The organism is Actinophytocola sp., assembly GCF_035712165.1.
Classification (GTDB): Bacteria; Actinomycetota; Actinomycetes; order Mycobacteriales; family Pseudonocardiaceae; genus DASYTH01.
The window spans coordinates 1-18,790 of the sequence record NZ_DASTBH010000177.1 but is presented as its reverse complement, the minus strand read 5'-3'; the positions used below and the strand labels follow the sequence as shown (position 1 = coordinate 18,790).

The 18,790-nt window shown below is 71.9% G+C and carries 17 protein-coding genes and 1 pseudogene; 8 read left to right on the top strand and 10 right to left on the bottom strand.

What is annotated here, in order from left to right; genetic code table 11:
- Window positions 1–139: 139 nt before the first annotated feature.
- The 3 genes and pseudogenes from VFO68_RS09840 to VFO68_RS09830 form a co-directional block, all read left to right on the top strand.
- Window positions 140–1,189, top strand: a pseudogene (locus tag VFO68_RS09840) (N-acyl-D-amino-acid deacylase family protein); the annotation flags it as partial.
- A gap of 17 nt (window positions 1,190–1,206) precedes the next feature.
- Complete coding sequence (locus tag VFO68_RS09835) at window positions 1,207–2,187, top strand: lactonase family protein (protein ID WP_325157892.1); 981 nt, start codon at window positions 1,207–1,209, stop codon at window positions 2,185–2,187.
- A gap of 4 nt (window positions 2,188–2,191) precedes the next feature.
- Window positions 2,192–2,659 (top strand): nitroreductase family deazaflavin-dependent oxidoreductase, encoded by a 468-nt coding sequence (locus tag VFO68_RS09830; RefSeq protein WP_325157890.1) that lies wholly within the window; start codon window positions 2,192–2,194, stop codon window positions 2,657–2,659.
- A 16-nt stretch (window positions 2,660–2,675) separates the two neighbouring features.
- Here the strand turns inward: VFO68_RS09830 and rox are convergent, their stop codons facing one another.
- The 3 genes from rox to VFO68_RS09815 all read right to left on the bottom strand — a co-directional run bounded on the left by rox (window position 2,676) and on the right by VFO68_RS09815 (window position 7,741).
- The gene (gene rox, locus VFO68_RS09825) at window positions 2,676–4,103 is read right to left on the bottom strand and encodes a rifampin monooxygenase (RefSeq protein ID WP_325157889.1); all 1,428 of its coding nucleotides are present in this window, start codon (window positions 4,101–4,103) and stop codon (window positions 2,676–2,678) included.
- A 236-nt stretch (window positions 4,104–4,339) separates the two neighbouring features.
- Window positions 4,340–6,505 carry a 3-hydroxyacyl-CoA dehydrogenase NAD-binding domain-containing protein gene (locus VFO68_RS09820; protein WP_325157888.1) on the bottom strand — a complete coding sequence of 722 codons (2,166 nt, stop codon included), beginning with the start codon at window positions 6,503–6,505 and terminating at the stop codon, window positions 4,340–4,342.
- Between the two features lie 21 nt (window positions 6,506–6,526).
- On the bottom strand, window positions 6,527–7,741 hold the full coding sequence (locus VFO68_RS09815) for an acetyl-CoA C-acetyltransferase (RefSeq protein WP_325157887.1): 1,215 nt from the start codon (window positions 7,739–7,741) through the stop codon (window positions 6,527–6,529).
- 100 nt (window positions 7,742–7,841) lie between these two features.
- Between VFO68_RS09815 and VFO68_RS09810 the strand changes: the two genes are divergently transcribed.
- Window positions 7,842–9,023, top strand: a complete 1,182-nt coding sequence (locus VFO68_RS09810) for a TetR/AcrR family transcriptional regulator (RefSeq protein WP_325157886.1) — start codon at window positions 7,842–7,844, stop codon at window positions 9,021–9,023.
- Here the strand turns inward: VFO68_RS09810 and coaE are convergent.
- Window positions 9,007–10,215: a dephospho-CoA kinase gene (gene coaE / locus VFO68_RS09805; RefSeq protein WP_325157885.1), complete on the bottom strand. Its 1,209-nt coding sequence runs from the start codon at window positions 10,213–10,215 to the stop codon at window positions 9,007–9,009. The genes VFO68_RS09810 and coaE overlap by 17 nt on opposite strands.
- Before the next feature lie 135 nt (window positions 10,216–10,350).
- On the opposite strand from coaE, the gene VFO68_RS09800 reads away from it, so the two are divergent.
- Window positions 10,351–10,563, top strand: a complete 213-nt coding sequence (locus VFO68_RS09800) for a hypothetical protein (RefSeq protein WP_325157884.1) — start codon at window positions 10,351–10,353, stop codon at window positions 10,561–10,563.
- Window positions 10,564–10,576: 13 nt separating this feature from the next.
- On the opposite strand, the gene VFO68_RS09795 is transcribed toward VFO68_RS09800, so the two are convergent.
- Window positions 10,577–11,164 carry a hypothetical protein gene (locus VFO68_RS09795; RefSeq protein ID WP_325157883.1) on the bottom strand — a complete coding sequence of 196 codons (588 nt, stop codon included), beginning with the start codon at window positions 11,162–11,164 and terminating at the stop codon, window positions 10,577–10,579.
- Window positions 11,165–11,301: 137 nt separating this feature from the next.
- Window positions 11,302–12,795: a 30S ribosomal protein S1 gene (gene rpsA / locus VFO68_RS09790; RefSeq protein ID WP_325157882.1), complete on the bottom strand. Its 1,494-nt coding sequence runs from the start codon at window positions 12,793–12,795 to the stop codon at window positions 11,302–11,304.
- Between the two features lie 291 nt (window positions 12,796–13,086).
- On the opposite strand from rpsA, the gene VFO68_RS09785 reads away from it, so the two are divergent.
- The 3 genes from VFO68_RS09785 (at window position 13,087) to VFO68_RS09775 (ending at window position 16,608) form a co-directional block, all read left to right on the top strand.
- Window positions 13,087–13,890: a class I SAM-dependent methyltransferase gene (locus tag VFO68_RS09785; RefSeq protein ID WP_325157891.1), complete on the top strand. Its 804-nt coding sequence runs from the start codon at window positions 13,087–13,089 to the stop codon at window positions 13,888–13,890.
- On the top strand, window positions 13,887–14,816 hold the full coding sequence (locus tag VFO68_RS09780) for a GNAT family N-acetyltransferase (protein WP_325157881.1): 930 nt from the start codon (window positions 13,887–13,889) through the stop codon (window positions 14,814–14,816). The genes VFO68_RS09785 and VFO68_RS09780 overlap by 4 nt, the downstream gene beginning before the upstream one ends.
- A 244-nt stretch (window positions 14,817–15,060) precedes the next feature.
- Window positions 15,061–16,608 (top strand): hypothetical protein, encoded by a 1,548-nt coding sequence (locus VFO68_RS09775; RefSeq protein ID WP_325157880.1) that lies wholly within the window; start codon window positions 15,061–15,063, stop codon window positions 16,606–16,608.
- An 18-nt stretch (window positions 16,609–16,626) separates the two neighbouring features.
- On the opposite strand, the gene VFO68_RS09770 is transcribed toward VFO68_RS09775, so the two are convergent.
- The 4 genes from VFO68_RS09770 to VFO68_RS09755 all read right to left on the bottom strand — a co-directional run.
- Window positions 16,627–17,178 (bottom strand): hypothetical protein, encoded by a 552-nt coding sequence (locus VFO68_RS09770; protein ID WP_325157879.1) that lies wholly within the window; start codon window positions 17,176–17,178, stop codon window positions 16,627–16,629.
- 75 nt (window positions 17,179–17,253) lie between these two features.
- On the bottom strand, window positions 17,254–17,685 hold the full coding sequence (locus tag VFO68_RS09765; RefSeq protein WP_325157878.1) for a VOC family protein: 432 nt from the start codon (window positions 17,683–17,685) through the stop codon (window positions 17,254–17,256).
- 35 nt (window positions 17,686–17,720) lie between these two features.
- The gene (locus VFO68_RS09760) at window positions 17,721–18,170 is read right to left on the bottom strand and encodes an AraC family transcriptional regulator (protein WP_325157877.1); all 450 of its coding nucleotides are present in this window, start codon (window positions 18,168–18,170) and stop codon (window positions 17,721–17,723) included.
- Window positions 18,154–18,790 (bottom strand): DNA polymerase (locus VFO68_RS09755; RefSeq protein WP_325157876.1); only part of this gene is annotated, 637 nt, incomplete at its 5' end. The genes VFO68_RS09755 and VFO68_RS09760, both read right to left, overlap by 17 nt.

Genomic DNA, 18,790 nt, shown 5'->3' with positions numbered 1-18,790 from the left:
GTCCAGCACTCGCGCCCTCTCGGTTAGGGCCGCCGGCCAGCGCGGCGGACAGCCTCTTCGAGGTCGTTCACCACCCGCAGCAGCTCGGAGGTCAGCTTCCGCGCACCTGCGTTGTACTCCGCGCCGCTGGCGTCGTACTGCCGTCGGCCTGTCCTCCGGGCTCACCTACACGCCGGGCATGTACGCCGGCACCGACGAACTGGTGGCGCTGTGCGAGGTGGTCGCCGGGCACGGCGGCTACTACAGCCCGCACCACCGCAGCTACGGCGCCGGCGCGCTGGACGCCTACGCCGAGATGGTGGCGGTGTCCCGGCGCTCGGGCTGCCCGCTGCACCTGGCGCACGCCACGATGAACTTCCCGGTCAACGCCGGCCACGCGGGCGACCTGCTGGCCCTGCTGGACGACGCGATCGGCGCGGGCTGCGACGTCACCCTGGACACCTACCCGTACCTGCCGACCGCCACCTACCTGTCGGCGCTGCTGCCCAGCTGGGCCGGTTCCGGGGGGCCGGACGCCACACTGGCCCGGCTGTCCGATCCGGACACCCGGGAACGGATCCGGGTCGACCTCGAGGAGCGCGGCTCGGACGGGTTGATGGGCGTCGCGGTGGACTGGGCCTGGATCGAGATCAACGGAGTGCGGCTCGCCGAGCACGAACACCTGGTCGGGCACACCGTCGCCGAGTCGGCCGCCCGAACCGGGATCCCGCCCAGCGAGCTGTTCTTCGACACGCTGGTGGCCGAGCGGCTGGGCACCTCGTGCCTGATGCACGTCGGGCACGAGGACAACGTGCGGGCGATCATGCGGCACCCGGCGCACACCGGCGGCAGCGACGGGCTGCTGGCCGGGGCCCGGCCGCATCCCCGGGCCTGGGGCACGTTCCCGCGCTACCTGGCCCGCTACGTGCGCGAGCTGGGGGTGCTCGAGCTGGCCGAGTGCGTCGCCCATCTGACCGGGCGGGCCGCGCGCCGGCTGCGCCTGGCCGACCGGGGCCTGGTCCGCACCGGCTACGCCGCCGACCTCGTGCTGTTCGACCCGGACACGATCGCCGACCGGGCCACCTTCGAGGACCCCCGGCAACCGGCCACCGGCATCCCCTACGTACTCGTCAACGGCACCCCGGTGATCGACGACGGCCGCGCGACCGGCGCGCTCCCCGGTCACTCGATCCGCAACCCGGCAACCTAGAGGAATCCTTGTCCACCGTGTACCTGGGCAGTTTCGCCGCGTGCGGCCTGTGGGTGGGCCGGGTGCACCCGGGCACCGGCGAGCTCACCGTGACCGGCGCGGTGCCGGACGTCGCGCAGGCGTCGTTCCTCGCCTGCGCGCTCGACCGGCGCACGCTCTACACGACCAACGAGCTGTCCCCGGACGGAACCGTGACGGCGCTGGACCTCGCCGACCCGGCACGGCCCGTGCCGCGCAACCGGCAGCCGACCGGCGGCGCCGCGCCGACCCACCTGAGCGTGCACACCAGTGGCCGGTTCCTGCTGACCGCCAACTACGGCGACCCCTCGGTCGCGGTGCACCGGCTGGAACCCGATGGCGCCATCGGCGAGTGCACCGACCGGGCCGGGCTCGACGGGCACGCACACCAGGTGCTCACCGACCCGAGTGGACGGTGGGTGCTCGCGGTCGACCTGGGCGCCGACACCGTGCACGTCTACCGGCTGAACCCGGCCGACGGCACCCTCACCGCGCGCGACCGGCTGCGCCTCCAACCCGGGTTCGGCCCGCGCCACCTGGCTTTCCACCCCTACGGCCGGTTCCTCTACATCCTCGGCGAGCTGCGCCCCGAGATCGCCGTCGCCGGCTGGGACGCCGCGACCGGCCGCCTCGACGCCGGTCCGGTGCTGGCCACCGCGGCCGCCGGTGACACCTTCCCCGCCGAGTTGACGGTCTGCCGCGACGGCCGGTTCGTCTACGCCACGAACCGGGGCGAGAACACGGTCGCCGTGCTCGGCACCCGGGACGACGGCGCCGGCCTGGTCCCCGTCGGCGCCGCGCCCACCGGCGGCGACTGGCCCCGGCACCTCGCGCTCGGCCCCGACGAACGCTGGCTCTACGTGTGCAACCAGCGCTCCGGCACCGTCACCCAACTCCCCCGCGACCCCACGACCGGTCTACCCGGCGCCCCCGTCCGGGCGGTGCCGGTGCCGGACGTCGCGGTGCTGCTGTTTCACTGATCGCATGCACGTGTTGCGTCCTTTCGCCCGCCGCCTCGGCCGGCAACCCTGGCTGTCCGCCGCCGGACCGCGTCTGATCACCGTCGACATGACCCTGCAACGCTGGACCCGGGGCCGTGTCGCGTTCAGCAGCCTTGCCGGCATGACCGCGGTGTTGCTGACCGCCACCGGCCGCCGCACCGGCCAGCCCCGCACCACACCGCTGATGGCCATCCCGGACGACGGCAGCCTCATCCTGGTCGCGTCCAACTGGGGCAAGCCCCACCACCCCGCCTGGTCGGCGAACCTGATCGCCCACCCCGCCGCCACCGCCCAGGTCCGCGGCCACGACTTCCCGGTCACCGCCACCCTGCTCACCGACGCCGACCGCGCCGCCGCCTGGCACACCGTCACCACCGCCTGGCCCGCCTACCACGACTACGCCACCCGTTCCGGCCGCGAGATCCGCCTCTTCCGCCTCACCCTGCGCTGACCACCGGGCCGGCAACTCAGCCGGCTGCGGCGCCGAACCAGCGGGGCAGGTGGGCGAGCAGGTCCTGCTGATCGTCGCCGGCCCAGGCCACGTGTCCGTCCGGGCGCAGCAGCACGGCGGGCACGTCCAGCTCTTCGCTGACGTCGACGACGTGGTCGACCCGGTCCGCCCAGCCGGCGACCGACAGCCGGCCGGTCTGGTCGAGCAGCAGGCCGCGACCACCGTGCATCAGCGCGTAGAGGCGGCCCTGCTTGAGCGCCACGTCCCGCAGCCGGCGGCCGAGCAGCTCATGCCCGGCGCCGAAGTCGTAGCGGACTCCGATCGCGATGAGCTTCTCGATCAGGTAGCGGTTCACCTCCTCGAAGTCCATCAGCTCCGCCAGCAGCCGACGCACCGCCTGCGGGCCCGGCTCGGTGGACGTCAGCTCCATCTGCGCCCGCGTGTTGTTCAGGACGTCGGCGGCCACCGGGTGCCGTTCGGTGTGATAGCTGTCCAGCAGCCCGTCCGGCGCCCAGCCGGCGACCTCGGCGGCCAGCTTCCAGCCGAGGTTGAACGCGTCCTGGACGCCGAGGTTGAGGCCCTGCCCACCCATCGGCGGGTGCACGTGCGCCGCGTCGCCGGCCAGCAGCACCCGGCCGACCCGGTAGCGCTCGGCCAGCCGGGTGGCGTCGCCGAAGCGGGACAGCCAGCGCGGTGTGTGCACCCCGAAGTCGCTGCCGGCGGTCGCCCGCAACTGCCGTCTGAACTCCTCGAAGGTCGGCGGGGTCGAGCGGTCCTCGACCACCGCCTCGGCCGGCACGACGACGCGGTACACCCCGTCCCCGAGCGGCCCGACCCCGAATCGCTTCTGGGTCTTGCGGACCTCGGTCATCACGGCCGTCACCTCCTCGTACGGCACGCCCACCGACATCTCGCCCAGCAGCGTGTCCACCCTGCTGGACTCACCGGGAAAACCGACCCCGAGCAGCTTGCGCACCGTGCTGCGCCCGCCGTCGCAGCCGACCAGGTACCGCGAGCGCAGTCGCGTACCGTCCGCCAGTTCGGCGTCCACCCCCTCGTCGTCCTGCCGCAGCCCGACCAGCTCGCACCCGCGCCGGACCTCGGCGCCGGCCTCGACGGCGTGCTCGGCCAGCAGCCGTTCGGTGACCGGCTGCGGAATGCCCAGGACGTAGGGATGCGTGGTGTCCAGCCGCTCCGGTGCGGGCTTGTCGATCGCGGCGAAGAACCCGCGGATCGGATGCCGCTTGCCGAGCGCGAGGAACCGCTCCGCCAGACCGCGCTGGTCCATCACCTCGATGCTGCGCACGTGCAGGCCGAGCGCCCGGACCACCTTGGTCGGCGCCGCCTCCTTCTCCAGCACGGCCACCCGCACACCGTGCAACCGCAACTCACCGGCCAGCATCAGGCCGGTCGGTCCCCCGCCAGCAATGATCACGTCGAACAATGCGCTCCCCTGGTTTCCGCAGCTTCCGGCTCCGGCCGCCGATTCTGCGCCCCCGCCCGGGTCTTGCCGCAAGCCCCCCGGTGCGCTATACGTTGGAAGTGGCAGGAAGCAACGCTTCCTGCCTTTGTCGTCCGGTGTGGACGGACCCGCTACCGCCTCCCGGCGTGGAAAGCCGCACCGCCCCGGCCGCGAGACGGCCGGGGCGGTGCGACGTTCGGCGTTGGTAGCCGGGCCGGCTACTCGTAGATCTCGCCCTTCTCGGCCTTGGCGACCAGCGAGGCCGGCGGCTGGAAGTGGTCGCCGTAGCGCTCCGCCAACTCCCGGGCCCGGGCCACGAACCCGGCCAGACCGCCGGGGTAGCCGTTGATGTACTGGATCACGCCACCGGTCCACGGCGGGAACCCGATGCCCATGATCGAGCCGATGTTGGCGTCGGCGACCGAGCGCAGCACGCCCTCGTCGAAGCACTTCACCGTCTCCAGCGCCTCGGCGAAGAGCATCCGCTCCTTCATGTCCTCGAACGGGATCTCGTGGCCGTCCTTGGTGAAGTGCTCGGCCAGCCCCTCCCACAGACCGGCGCGCTTGCCGTCGGCGTAGTTGTAGAAGCCGGCGCCGGACGAGCGGCCCTTGCGGTCGAACTCGTCGACCAACCGGTCCACCACCGCGTACGAACCGTGCTCCGGGAAGGCGATCCCGGCGGCCTCGGCCGCGGCCTTGGTCTCCTTGCGGATCTTCTGCGGCAGGGTCAGGGTCAGCTCGTCCATCAGCTGCAGCGGCGGCGCCGGGTAGCCGGCCTGGGAACCGGCCTGCTCCACCGAAGCCGGGCTGACGCCCTCGCCGACCATGGCGATCGCCTCGTTGATGAACGTGCCGATCACCCGGCTGGTGAAGAAGCCGCGGCTGTCGTTGACCACGATCGGCGTCTTGCTGATCTGCTGCGCCACGTCGAACGCCTTGGCCAGGGTGGCATCGCTGGTCTGCTCACCGACGATGATCTCCAACAGCGGCATCTTGTCCACCGGCGAGAAGAAGTGCAGGCCGATGAAGTCCTCCCGGCGCTGCACACCCTCGGCGAGACCGGTGATCGGCAGCGTCGAGGTGTTCGAGCCGAGCAGCGCGTCCGGTGCGACGACACCCTCGATCTCGCCGAACACCTTGTGCTTGAGCTCCTGGCTCTCGAACACCGCCTCGATCACCAGGTCGCAGCCGGCCAGGTCGGCGGCCTTCTCGGTGGGGGTGATCAGCGCGAGCAGCGCGTCGCCCTTCTCCCGGGTGGTCCGGCCGCGCGAGATCGCCTTCTCGGTCAGCGTGACCGAGTAGTTCTTGCCCTTCTCGGCCGCCTCCAGCGAGACGTCCTTGAGCACGACCTCCATGCCCGCCCGGGCGCACACGTACGCGATGCCGGCGCCCATCATCCCGGCGCCGAGCACGCCGACCTTGCGCGCGGTGTACTTCTCGAAGCCCTGCGGCCGGGAGCCGCCCTTGTTGATGTGCTCCAGGTCGAAGAAGAACGCCTTGATCATGTTCTTGGCCACCTGGCCGGTGACCAGCTCGACGAAGTACCGCGACTCGATCACCAGCGCGGTGTCGAAGTCGACCTGGGTCGACTCGACGGCGACGGCCATGATGTGGTGCGGCGCGGGCATGTTCGCGCCCTTGAGCTGCTTGCGCAGGTTCGCCGGGAAGGCCGGCAGGTTGGCCGCGAAGGACGGGTTGGACGGCGTGCCGCCCGGGATCTTGAACCCCTTCACGTCCCAGGGCTGGACCGCCTCGGGGTTGGCCTTGATCCACTCCTTGGCCTTGGGCAGCAGCTCGTCCACGGTGTCCACGACCTCGTCGACCAGCCCGAGGTCCTTCGCCGCGCGGGCCTTGTGCCGCTGGCCCTGCAGCAGCACGGACAGCAACGCGGTCTGGATGCCCAGCATCCGCACCGTGCGGGTGACCCCGCCGGCGCCGGGCAGCAGGCCGAGCGTGACCTCGGGGGTGCCCAGCTGCACACCCTTCACGTCGGCGACGATCCGGTGGTGGCAGGCCAGGGTGATCTCCAGGCCGCCGCCCAGCGCCGCGCCGTTGATCGCCGCGACCACCGGCCGGCCCAGCGTCTCCAGCTTGCGCAGCTGCGCCTTGAGCCGCGTGACGTGCTCGAAGACCGCCGGGGCGTCCTCGCGCCGGGCCTGGATGAGGTCGTTGAGGTCGCCGCCGGCGAAGAAGGTCTTCTTCGCCGAGGTGATCACCACGCCGGTGATGGTGTCCTTCTCGGCCGCCAGCCGGTCCACCGTCGCGCCCATCGACTCGATGTAGGCGGCGTTCATGGTGTTCGCCGACTGCTCCGGGTCGTCCAGGGTCAGCACGACGATGCCGTCCTCGTCCTGCTCCCAGCGGATGGTGTTTCGCTCAGTCATGAGAGTGTCGTCGTCCTTCGCTCAGATGCGCTCGATCAGGGTGGCGACGCCCATGCCACCGCCGATGCACAGGGTCACTACGGCGGTGCGGGCCTCGCGCCGCTCCAGCTCGTCCAGCATGGTGCCGACCAGCATCGCGCCGGTGGCGCCCAGCGGGTGGCCCATGGCGATGGCGCCCCCGTTGACGTTGAGCTTCTCGTTCGGGATGTGCAGCTTCTTCTGGTAGTTGAGCACCACCGACGCGAACGCCTCGTTCAGCTCGAACAGGTCGACGTCCTCGACCGACAGCCCGGTGTGGGCCAGCAGCTTCTCGGTGGCCGGAACCGGGCCGGTGAGCATGATCGTCGGGTCGGCGCCCGAGGTCGCGGTGGCCACGATCCGGGCCCTCGGGGTCAGGCCCATGTCCTTGCCGGCCTGCTCGGTGCCGACCAGCACCAGCGCCGCGCCGTCCACGATGCCGGAGGAGTTGCCCGGCGAGTGCACGTGGTTGATCTTCTCCACGAAGTGGTACTTCTGCAGCGCCACCGCGTCGAACCCGCCCATCTCGCCGATCGCGGCGAACGAGGCGGGCAGCTTGCCCAGGCTGTCCACAGTGGACTCCGGGCGCATGTGCTCGTCATGGTCGAGGACGGTCAGCCCGTTCTGGTCGACCACCGGGATCACCGACTTGGCGAAGTAGCCGCCCGCCCAGGCCTTGGCCGCCCGCTCCTGGGACTGCACCGCGTAGGTGTCGACGTCCTCCCGGGAGAAGCCCTCCATCGTGGCGATCAGGTCGGCGGAGACGCCCTGGGGCACGAAGTAGGTGTCGTAGGCGGTGACCGGGTCCATCGCCCACGCCCCGCCGTCGGAGCCCATCTTGACCCGGGACATCGACTCGACGCCGCCGCCGATCACCAGCTCGTCCCAGCCGGAGCGCACCTTCTGCGCCGCGACGTTGACGGCCTCCAGGCCGGAGGCGCAGAACCGGTTGAGCTGGATGCCGCCGACGGTGTCCGGCAGGCCGGCCGCGATCGCGGCGGTCTTGGCGATGTCCGAGCCCTGGTCGCCGACCGGGGACACCACACCCAGGATGAGGTCGGAGAGCCGGTCCACATCCATCGTCGGGTTCCGCTTGCGCAGCTCGTCGATCAGGCCGGTGACCAGCGAGATCGGCTTGGTGCCGTGCAACGAGCCGGTGTTCTTGCCGCGACCGCGCGGCGTGCGGATCGCGTCGTAGATGAAGGCTTCGGTAGACACGCTTGGTCCTCTCATGGTCTTCCACGAGCTAATCGTGATTAACATCGTGGCACGAAATCCCTGGTTGTCAACGCATACGGGCTCACCTACCGTGTTAGACGTGCCTCACAGAACCGGTAACCGCAAGGAGCAGCTCGCCGAGGCGGCGGCCGAGCTGTTCAGCCGGCGCGGTTACCACGCGGTGAGCGTGAACGACATCGCCTGCGTGGCCGGGGTGACCGGCCCGGCGGTGTACCGGCACTTCGGCAGCAAGCAGGACATGCTCGCGCACGTGCTCCTCACCGGCCTCGAGGTGTTCGGCCAGGTCTCGGCGGACGCGCTCGACGGCGCCGAGGAGCCCGTCGAATCGCTTCGACAGCTCCGCGCCGCGGTCGCCACCCTGGCCGTCGAGCGCCGGGAGGTCACGGCGCTGTGGCGCTGGCAGGGCTCGCACCTCGGCCGCACCGAGCAGGCCACGATCCGGCGGACCAGCGCCCGGATCATGGAGCGCTGGGTGGCGGCTCTGCAGGCGGCCCGGCCCGAACTGGCGCCGGCCGACGTCGAGTTGCTGTGCTGGGCGGCGCTGAGCGTGTTCGGCAGCGTCTCGGTGCACCATCTGAGCCTGGCCCGCAAGCGGTTCGAGGACCTGCTCGCCACCCTGGCCGGCGCGGTGTTCGACTACCCCGGCCTGCCGCTGCCGACCCCCGCCCCGAACGGCCACACCCTGGCCTGGCCGGACTCTCGCCGGGAGGAACTGCTGACCGCCGCCATCCGGCTGTTCCGGGAGCGCGGCTACCACGCGGTGAGCATGGAGGACATCGGCGCGGCCGCCGGGATCGCCGGGCCGAGCATCTACCGGCACTTCGCCGGCAAGGCCGACATCCTGGTGGCCGCCGGCTACCGGATGGCCGACCGGTTGCGGGTCGGCGCCGAGCAGGCCCTCGGCGCGGCCACCGGCCCGGACGACGCCATGGCTCGCCTGGTCCGGTCCTATGTGGACATCGTGCTGCGGTCGGACAACCTGTTGGCGGTGTTCGTCACCGAGTCGGTCGACATGGCCGAGCGGGACGCCAAGGAACTGGTCCGGGTGCAGCGAGCCTATGTGGCGCAATGGGTTCGGCTGCTGCTGGAGATCGCACCCGGGTTGGCCGAGCGCGAGGCCCGGATCACCGTGCACGCCGCGCTGACCATCGTCAACGACCTGACCCGCACGCCGCGGGTGGCCGCCCGGCCGGCGATCGCCGCCGAACTGGCCGCGTTGGCCGAGACCGTGCTGCGCGCCGGCGCTACCTGGTCGCGGTGATGTCCGGCGGTTGCCAGCCGGTGCGCCCGGCCCAGTCCTCGATGCGCGGGTAGGCGGCGGTGAACCAGGCCTCCTTGGCATCGGCGTAGCGGGAACCGTCGTCGTCGGTGCCGAACCGTTCGGACAGTTCCCGTTTCACCGCCAGGTAGTCCGCCCGGGCCGGTTCGTCGGCCCGCAGCCAGTCCCGGCACAGCAGCGCGAACCGCCAGCCGCCCGAGTCGGGGGTGCGGAGGTGCAGGTGCGCCACCCGGCCCGGATCCGCGGCGGCGTGGTAGCGCTTGCGCCACGCCGCGGGGTTCGGTCCGTGCGGGTTGTCCCGGTCGATGTGCGGCTGGTGGACGAACCCGGCGGCGGTGAGCGGCCCGGCGAGCGCGTCCGCGTCGTCCAGTGTGGACACCGTGAGCTGGAGATCGATGATGTCCTTGGCGGGCAGGCCGGGCACCGCGGTCGAACCGACGTGGTCCACCCGCAGGCCGCGCTCCCCCGCGGCCAGCCGGATCCGCGCGGCGAGCCGCTCGGCCACGGCGGGCCAGGTCGGGTCCGGGTCGTGCAGCCGGGGCGGCCCGTACTCGGACCGGCGGTGCAGCCGGACGTTGGACTCGAAGCGGACCAGGCGGTCGGCCCACAGCGCGTCCACCGCCGCGAGGATCTCGTCCGGCGCGCCGGAGTTGTCCAGCCACACGTCGGCGGCCGCCCGGCGGCTCGCCTCGTCGGCCTGGGCCGCGATCCGCGCCCGCACGTCCGGCTCGGCCATGCCGCGGATGGTGACCAGCCGTTCCACCCGGACCTCCACCGGCGCGTCCACCACGATCACCAGATGGAAGCCGGCCGCCAGGCCGTTCTCCACCAGCAGCGGGATGTCCTGCACCACCACGGCGGTCTCCGACGCGGTGGCGAGCAGTTCCTCGGCCCGGGCGCGGACCCGCGGATGCACGATCGCGTTGAGCGTGTCGCGGGCGGCGGCGTCGCCGAACACCCGGGCGGCGACCCTCGCCCGGTCCAGGGTCCGGTCCGGGGCCAGCACGTCCTCCCCGAACGCCGCGACCACCTCGGCCAGGCCGTCGGTGCCGGGTTCCACGACCTCCCGGGCCAGGCGATCCGAGTCGATCACCAGCGCGCCGTGCTCGGCCAGCCGTCCGGCCACTGTGGACTTTCCCGAGCCGATCCCGCCGGTGAGGCCAACGCGCAGCATGCCGCCATTGTTGCAGGTAGGGTCTGTGGCGCGATTGTTACCAGTGAGGCTGGTGACACGCCGGAGACTTGCGAGGTTTCCGCCGCCGGATCGCCTAGGGTTCCCCCGCACAACGAGTTGGCGGAGGGTAACAACGTGCACACCCCCAGGCACGAGGGACGACACCGGCTGGGCCTGCCCGGGCTGGTGCACTGCCTCGAGCACCGGCATGTAGCCGAAGCACTCGTCCGGCACCGCCGCCCCTGGTGGACCACCATCCTGGTCCCCGCCCGGCATACGCTCACCGGCCTGCGCCGGCGCGCAGCCGCGGCCGCCGTCGAACGCGCCTGGGCGCCCGCCATCGGCTAGGCCTGGTTACCGGTCACCGTGGCGTGAGCGCACGATCGGCGAGCCTGGCGAGCAGTGAGGGGGCCTGGTCCTCGGCGATCAGGGTCGGCGCAACGGTAACCACGACGGTGTTGGCGCCCCGGGTGGCGACCAGCGTCCGGGTGGTGCCGGTGAGCAGGACGCCCCGGTCCGGGCCGACCGACACGTCGACGGCCTTGGCCCCGGCCTCCCGTTCGGTCTCGACCGTGCTCGTCATCCGGCGCTGCGCGGCCGGGCGGTCGGTGTAGCTCGCCAGCGCGATCCATACCGCCGCGGCCGACACCGGCTGCCCGTCAGGCACGCCGTAGTAGCAGTCGATGCGGGCGGTCCGGCCGATCTTGGGTTCGGGCACGCCGACGATGGGCAGGGTCTGACCGGTCACCGCGGTGCCGAGCAGATCGGTGACCTCGGTCAGGCTCGCCACCCCGCCGCAGGTCTTGGGCACCGCACGGTCCTGCCGCGACGTGCTGGGCCCGGCCGGCGTGGAGAAGCCCGGCACGTTCGGCGCCGCCGCCGGCGGGTCGTCCGAGCACCCGGCCAGCACCGGTACCGCGATCAGCAGGGCACCCAGCCACGCGCGCACCCCACCACGGTAACTCCGCAAGGCCGCCCCACCCCGCCGAAACGGGGACTCGCCGGTCCCGAAATGGGGACTCGCGGGGGTTGAAGCTGCGAGAGCCCCGCGGTGGGGGCCGCGGGGCTCTCGGAGCTACAGACGGGTCAGGAACCGCCGGACAGCTTCTCCCGAAGCGCGGCGAGCTGCTCGTCGCTGGCGAGGGTGCCACCGCTCTTGGCGGCGGTCTCGCTGGTGCTGGACGAGTACTCGCCCTCGGCCGCTTCGCCCTCGCCACCGCTGGCGGCGGCTGTCTCGGCCTCGGCGGCAGCGGCCTTGACCTGCTTCATGTGCGCCTCGTAACGGGTGTGGGCCTCGGCGTACTGCCGCTCCCACTCCTCCCGCTGCTTGTCGAAGCCGTCCTGCCATTCCTGGGTGTCCGGGTCGAAGCCCTCGGGGTAGATGTAGTTGCCCTCGGCGTCGTACTCGGCGGCCATGCCGTACTGGGTCGGGTCGAACTCGGTGTCCGGCGTGACGCCCTCGTTGGCCTGCTTGAGCGACAGCGAGATCCGCCTGCGCTCCAGGTCGATGTCGATGACCTTGACCATGACCTCGTTGCCGACCTGCACGACCTGCTCGGGAATCTCCACGTGCCGCTCGGCGAGCTCGGAGATGTGCACCAGGCCCTCGATGCCCTCGTCCACCCGGACGAACGCGCCGAACGGAACCAGCTTGGTGACCTTGCCGGGCACGATCTGGCCGATCGCGTGGGTCCGCGCGAACTGGCGCCACGGGTCCTCCTGCGTCGCCTTCAGCGACAGCGAGACCCGCTCGCGCTCCATGTCCACGTCGAGCACCTCGACGGTGACCTCCTGGCCCACCTCGACCACCTCGGACGGGTGGTCGATGTGCTTCCAGGACAGCTCCGAGACGTGCACCAGACCGTCCACGCCGCCCAGGTCGACGAACGCGCCGAAGTTGACGATCGAGGACACGACGCCCTTGCGGACCTGGCCCTTCTGCAGCTGGTTGAGGAACTCGCTGCGCACCTCGGACTGGGTCTGCTCCAGCCACGCCCGCCGGGACAGCACCACGTTGTTGCGGTTCTTGTCCAGCTCGATGATCTTCGCCTCGAGCTCGCGGCCGACATAGGGCTGCAGGTCCCGCACCCGGCGCATCTCCACCAGCGAGGCCGGCAGGAAGCCGCGCAACCCGATGTCGAGGATCAGACCACCCTTGACCACCTCGATGACCGTGCCCTTGACCGGCTCGTCGGCCTCCTTGAGGCCCTCGATGTGGCCCCAGGCGCGCTCGTACTGGGCGCGCTTCTTGGACAGGATCAGTCGGCCTTCCTTGTCCTCCTTCTGGAGGACGAGCGCTTCGACCTCGTCGCCGACCTTGACGACGTCGTTGGGGTCGACGTCGTGCTTGATCGACAGTTCCCGCGAGGGGATCACGCCCTCGGTCTTGTAACCGATGTCGAGCAGGACCTCGTCACGGTCGACCTTGACGATGGTCCCCTCGACGATGTCGCCATCGTTGAAGTACTTGATGGTCTTGTCGATGGCGGCGAGGAAGTCCTCCCCCGTCCCGACGTCGTTAACGGCGACCTGCTGCTTCGGCGCGGTGACAGCCGGGACAGTTGTGGTGTCGGTGGACATTAGGTAGGTGGCTCCGGTAGGGATTGTTGGTGGAATTTGCAGTTCGTGTCGCGCGGCGGGATAGTGTTCGCCCACGGACAACCGAAGGAACGCCGCGCGACCGCGTGTGATTCCCCCGACGGCGAATCGACGACAGCGCGAAACCACTGCGCGGCGGTATCCTACGCGGCTGCGTGACGGCCGGGCAAACCCAGGGTATGTACCTGCGCTATAACCGGGAGTGTGCAGAACCCCCACGGTGCGGCGTCGGACGAGGCGGACCCGGCCGGGCGGCACGCCAGCGCGGAACGGATGCTCGGTACCGTCGGCATCGCCCGCAGGCCGGTGGGGTCGGCGGAGTCGGTAGCGGCGAATAGTGCCTGGTGGGACGCGGACGCCGACGACTATCACGCCGAGCACGGCGACTTCCTCGGCGTCGCCGACTTCCTGTGGTGTCCCGAGGGTCTGCGCGAGGCCGACGAGGGTCTGCTCGGCCCGGTGCACGGCCGGCGGGTGCTCGAGGTGGGCTGCGGGTCGGCGCCGTGCGCCCGGTGGCTCACCGAGCAGGGTGCGAGCGTCGTGGGCCTGGACCTGTCGACGGCGATGCTGCGCTACGCGGCCGCGGCGAACCAGGCCACCGGGATCGGCGTGCCTCTCGTCCGGGCCAACGCGGAGCGGCTGCCGTTCGCCTCCGGCTCGTTCGACCTCGCCTGTTCAGCGTTCGGGGCGGTGCCGTTCGTGGCCGACGTGGGCGCGGTGTTTGCCGAGGTCGCACGGGTTCTGCGACCGGCGGGCCGGTGGGTGTTCGCGGTGACCCATCCGATGCGGTGGATCTTTCCGGACGACCCCGGACCGGACGGCCTCACGGTGTCCGGCTCGTACTTCGACCGGACCCCTTACCTGGAGGTGGACGCCGAGGGACGGGCCACCTACGTCGAGTACCACCGGACTTTCGGCGACTACGTGCGGGCCCTCGACGCGGCCGGGTTGACCCTGACAAATGTTATAGAACCGGAATGGCCGGAGGGTCACAGCCGGGAGTGGGGCCAGTGGAGCCCGCTGCGCGGCGCGCTCTTCCCGGGCACCGCGATCTTCTGCTGCCGGCGCAGCCGGTGAGGCGCGCCGCCGACCAGTTGTTGCAGGCGCAGACCGCCCGGTTCGGCGACATCGACCCGCTACTGCCGGCCGCGACCGCGCCGCCGGAGGGGGACGTGATCACCGCGGCGCTGCCCAGCGGCGAACGGGTGGCCGGCGTCGTGGTGCGGACCGCGCTCGAGCCCGGGTCGCTGGGCTCGCTGTGGTCGGCCCTGGACGTGTGGGAGCTGCATCCGCTGCTCGGCATGTCCGGCGGGCAGGGCATGGACCCGCTGCTGCGCCAGTGGCACCGGATGATCACGCGCGGCACCATCGGTCCGGACTCGGCGTGCGTGGTGACCTGGCCGACCAGGGACGCCGAGGCCACCCGCGCGCTGCTGGACCACGGGTTCGTGCCGCTGTCGTCCATCGCGGTGCGCACCGGCGCCGGTAGTCCCCCGGCCGGGCCTGCGGCCGGGTCCGTGCGCCGGGCCGGGCTTGCCGACGCCGAGGCCGTGCTCCGGCTGGAGTTGGCCGAACTGGAGTACTCGGCACTGGTCGGCGGCGCGATCCGGCGGCCCGGGTCGACCGAGATCAAGCGTGCCTCGGTGGCCAGGCACCTGGCCAACGACGACCCGATCTGGCTCGCCGAGCGCTCCGGGGTGGCGGTCGGCATGGCGCACTGCTGGCTCAGCGAGTCCGAACCCGGTTCCTGGTCTGCCATCCGGCTGCCGCCCGGCCGGTGGGGCTACGTCAACTGCCTGTCGGTGCTGCCCGCCGAGCGCGGCGGCGGGGTCGGGCAGGAGCTGATGGCGGTGGCGCACCGCGAGCTCGACGGCGCCGGCACGGTCGGCACGTTCCTGTACTACCACCCGTCCAACCCGCTCTCCTCGGTGTTCTGGGCCCGGCAGGGTTACCGTCCACTGTGGACGACCTGGGAGATCCGCCCGGCCGGCGCGCTTCGGTAGCGTCGGGCCATGGCAGAGATCCACTGGGATATCCCGATCACATGCTGGTGGCGTTCCGGGTCAAGTTGACCATGTCCCGGCCGGGTTGGCCGCCACGCGCAGCGTGGTCGCCGAAGCGTCCGGCCAGGTGCTCTCGCGATGGGCGCCGCGCGGGAAGGTGAACGCCCATCCGGCGCCATTCCCGGCCGGGTACTACCGCTGCTGAGGTTCACGCTGCGACCATGACCGGTGGGGTGGTGGTTGTTTGCCAGACCGCGAGTGGTTCACCGCGCTGCACCAGTCGAGCTACCGGCGAGTGGTGCTGATCGCGTACGCCCTGACCGCAGACCTGGACGCGGCCCAGTCGGGCACCCGGGCGGCGTTCGCCCGCGCCTACGCCCGCGACCGTGCGGAGGACTGGATCCGCGCGGCGGCGATCCGGGCCGCCACCCGCCGCCGGATATGGCACAGGGTGCTGCGCCGCACCCCGGACGAGCCGCCGCACGACCCGGTCCAGGTGCTCCGGCACGCCGGCCTGCCGGCCGAGGAGATCGCGTCCCGATTGGACATTCCGGTTGAGACGGTGCGATCACGGCTCGACGCAACGGATCCCGGGCTCGCCGCGCTCGACGCCGCCATTCACGTACCCTCGGTCGGCGTGCTGATCCAGCGGTCCCGGCAGCGCACCGCCCGGTTGCGGATGCAGGCCGGAGCCGGAGTGGCGGTGCTCGTCGTCGCCGCGGTCATCCCGGCCCTGCGCACCCCGCTCGAACGGCCGCCCGAGGCGGAGCCCGCCGCGCCGATGTCGGTCGAGCCGATCCCGCCGGAGCCGCCACGGGTCTACAACCTGCGGTTCGGCGACCGGCAACACGGCTATGCGCTGCGCACCTCGTGCCCCCGTCCCGACGACCTGACGAGTTGCTTCGACGACCTGCTGGTCACGGAGGACTCCCGGCGGTGGTCGGCGCGCAGCCTGCCGCCCACCGACCGGTCCTCGCCGGACGCGAGTTGGATGCTGCACGCCCTCGGCCGGCACCGGCTCGTGGTCGAGACCCCGCGCAGCCGGTGGTTCAGCGAGGATGCCGGGCGGAACTGGCACCGGGTCCCGGTCGACCCGGCGCAGTCCATTCCGGCGATTCCGGCCGGGGCGGTGCTGCAGGCCCGGTGCGCCGTGGTGGTGTCCTTCTGTCACCAGCCGGGCACCCTGGTGGTGCTGCTGCCCGACTCCGGCCGGGCCGCCACGCTGGCCAACCCGCCACCGCTGACCGAGGTCCGGCCCGGCGCCGTGCCGGCCGCCGACGGCGGCTGGTGGGTGTCCGGGCGGGACCAGGCCACCGGCCAGTGGGCGGTCGCGGTGAGCCGCGACGACGGCCGCACCTGGTCGGTCAGCCCGCTGCCGCCGTTCACCGGCACCCCGTTCGGCGGGCCGACGATCACCACCGGACCGGGCACGGTCTACGCGACGGTGACCGGCGTGCGGCGCAACGTCAAGAACGGGCTGCTCGCGATCTTCCGCAGCACGGACGGCGGCCGGACCTGGGCGCAGACCTGGCAGGCGATGCGGGGCCAGGAGCCGCGCAGCATCGCCGGCGTCGCGATCGCCGCCGCCAACGGGACCCTCACCGTGATCACCGAGGCCGGCAACCACTACGTCAGCGCCGATGGCGGCCGCACGTTCACCGGCGGCGACCCGGCGCAGACCTCGGTGGAATGGTCGCGGGGCGGCTACTTCGCCAGCCACACCTATCCGTCCAACCTGTTCCTGTGGTCGCCGGACGGGGTGTCCTGGACCGAGTTCCTGGTCGGGTGGTGAAGGAACCCTTGGGCACCGTCAGGAGTGCGTCGAGGACGGCCGGAACTCGCCAACGTGGTGCACCCCGGGCGGGCGGCCGTCCAGGGCCCGGCGCACGGCGTCGAGCACCCCGACGGCGATCTCGGCGTGGGTGAGCCAGCGGGTCCGGCTGCCCTGGAGCACGAAGCCGAGGACCACCTGCTGGGTCGGGTGGTCGGGCAGCACCGGGTCGGGGCAGCCGCCCACCGGGTTGGCCGACGCGCTGTCGTGCACCTCGACCACCGGCGCACCCGGGGCCAGCAGCGGGGCGACCGCGCGCAGCACGGACGGCCGGACCAGGCCGTGCACCCAGGCGACCAGCAGGTCGGCCGGGCCGCCGAGGGCGGGTTCGGCGCGCGCCGCGAGTTGCTTCGGCTCGGCCCAGTCGGCCTGCACCCAGAGCGCCTTGCGGTCGCCGTCGCCGACCGCGGTGTCCGGGATGGGGGCGTGCCGCCTGCTCGGCAGCACCACGTGCCAGCCGTCGGCGACCAGGGCGGACGCGCAGCCGGCAAGCATGCCGGTGCCACCGATGACCAGGGCCCGCCGGGTCATGCGCCCTCCGCTCGACGATCTCGCCGACAGGCTACCGCCGACCGGAACCCGCCGCCGTCTTGACCGAACTACCCGCTACGGGGCCCGGCGTTCGGTGAGGCTGAACCAGTTCCCGGAGTCGTCGCGGAAAACCGCCTCGATGCCGTAGGGGCGCTCGGCCGGCTCGGACAGGAACACGACGCCACGCTCGCTGAGCTCGCGGTAGGTCTTGTGGAGGTCGTCGGCCTCCAGCACGCCGCCACCGAAGGCGCCCTTGGCGACCAGCGCGCGGAGCTGCTCGGCGGTCGCCTCGTCGTGGCCCATCCGGACATCGGCCAGGATGAGCTCCAGGTCCGGCTGGCCGGGTGGGGAGACGGTGAGCCAACGGAAGCCCGCGCCGGCGCCCTCGAACGCGGCGCCCATGTCGACGTCGGAGCGCACCTCGAAGCCGAGTTTCTCGGTGTAGAACCGTTTCGCCGAGTCCTGGTCGAGCACGAACAGCCCCGCATGGGACAGTCTGGTGATCATTGTGTCCTTCCCGTCGGTCCGGTGTGGACATCACGCTAGGACGGTGGCCGCGTGCCGGGCTTCTCCGCGATTGCTGCGCCGGGTCGTCCCCAGGCCAGCACGAAGCAGCCCGGGACCGCCGGCGGACCGCCGCGTTGCACCATGCGCAGGCGGTAGACCGAGGGCGGGCAGCCGACGAGGTCGGTGAACCGGCTGCTGAACGACCCGAGGCTGGTGAAGCCCACCAGCATGCAGACCTCGGTCACGGTCAGGTTGACGTTGGCCAGCAGGTCCTTGGCCCGCTCGATCCGCCGCCGGGTCAGGTACGCCCGTGGGGTCTCGCCGAACGCCGCCCGAAACTCCCGCGCGAAGTGGTACCGGGAAAACCCCGCCGACGCCGCCATTCCGTCCAGGTCGAGCGCTTCCGCGAACCGCGCGTCCATCAGATCCCGCGCCCGCCGCAGGTGCACCACCACCCCGGCCGCCGGGCTAATGTGCGGCGTCATTCCAGGAGCGGCCCACGCCGACGGAGACGTCGAGCGGGACCTGGAGGTCATAGGCGCCGCCCATTTCCTCGCGTACCAACGCCTCTGCGGCGGCGCGCTCGCCCTCGGCCACTTCGAGCACGAGCTCGTCGTGCACCTGGAGCAGCATCCGGGTGCGCAGGTTGGCCGCCCGCAGGCCGCGGTGCACGCCGAGCATCGCCACCTTGATGATGTCGGCGGCACTGCCCTGGATGGGTGCGTTGAGAGCCATGCGTTCGGCCATCTCCCGGCGCTGCCGGTTGTCGCTGGTCAGGTCTGGCAGGTAGCGGCGGCGGCCGAAGATCGTCGACGTGTAGCCGTCCTTGCGGGCCTGGTCCACCACCGAGTGCAGGTAGTCCCGCACGCCGCCGAACTCCGCGAAGTACTCGTCCATGAGCGCGCGGGCCTCGTCGGTGGAGATCCGCAACTGCTGGGACAGCCCGAACGCGGACAGTCCGTACGCCAGCCCGTAGTTCATCGCCTTGATCTTGGCCCGCTGAGCGCCGGTCACCTCGCCGGGCTCGACCGAGAACACCCGGGCCGCGGTGGCCGCGTGAAAGTCGTGCCCGGACTGGAACGCCTCGATCAGCGCGGTGTCCCCG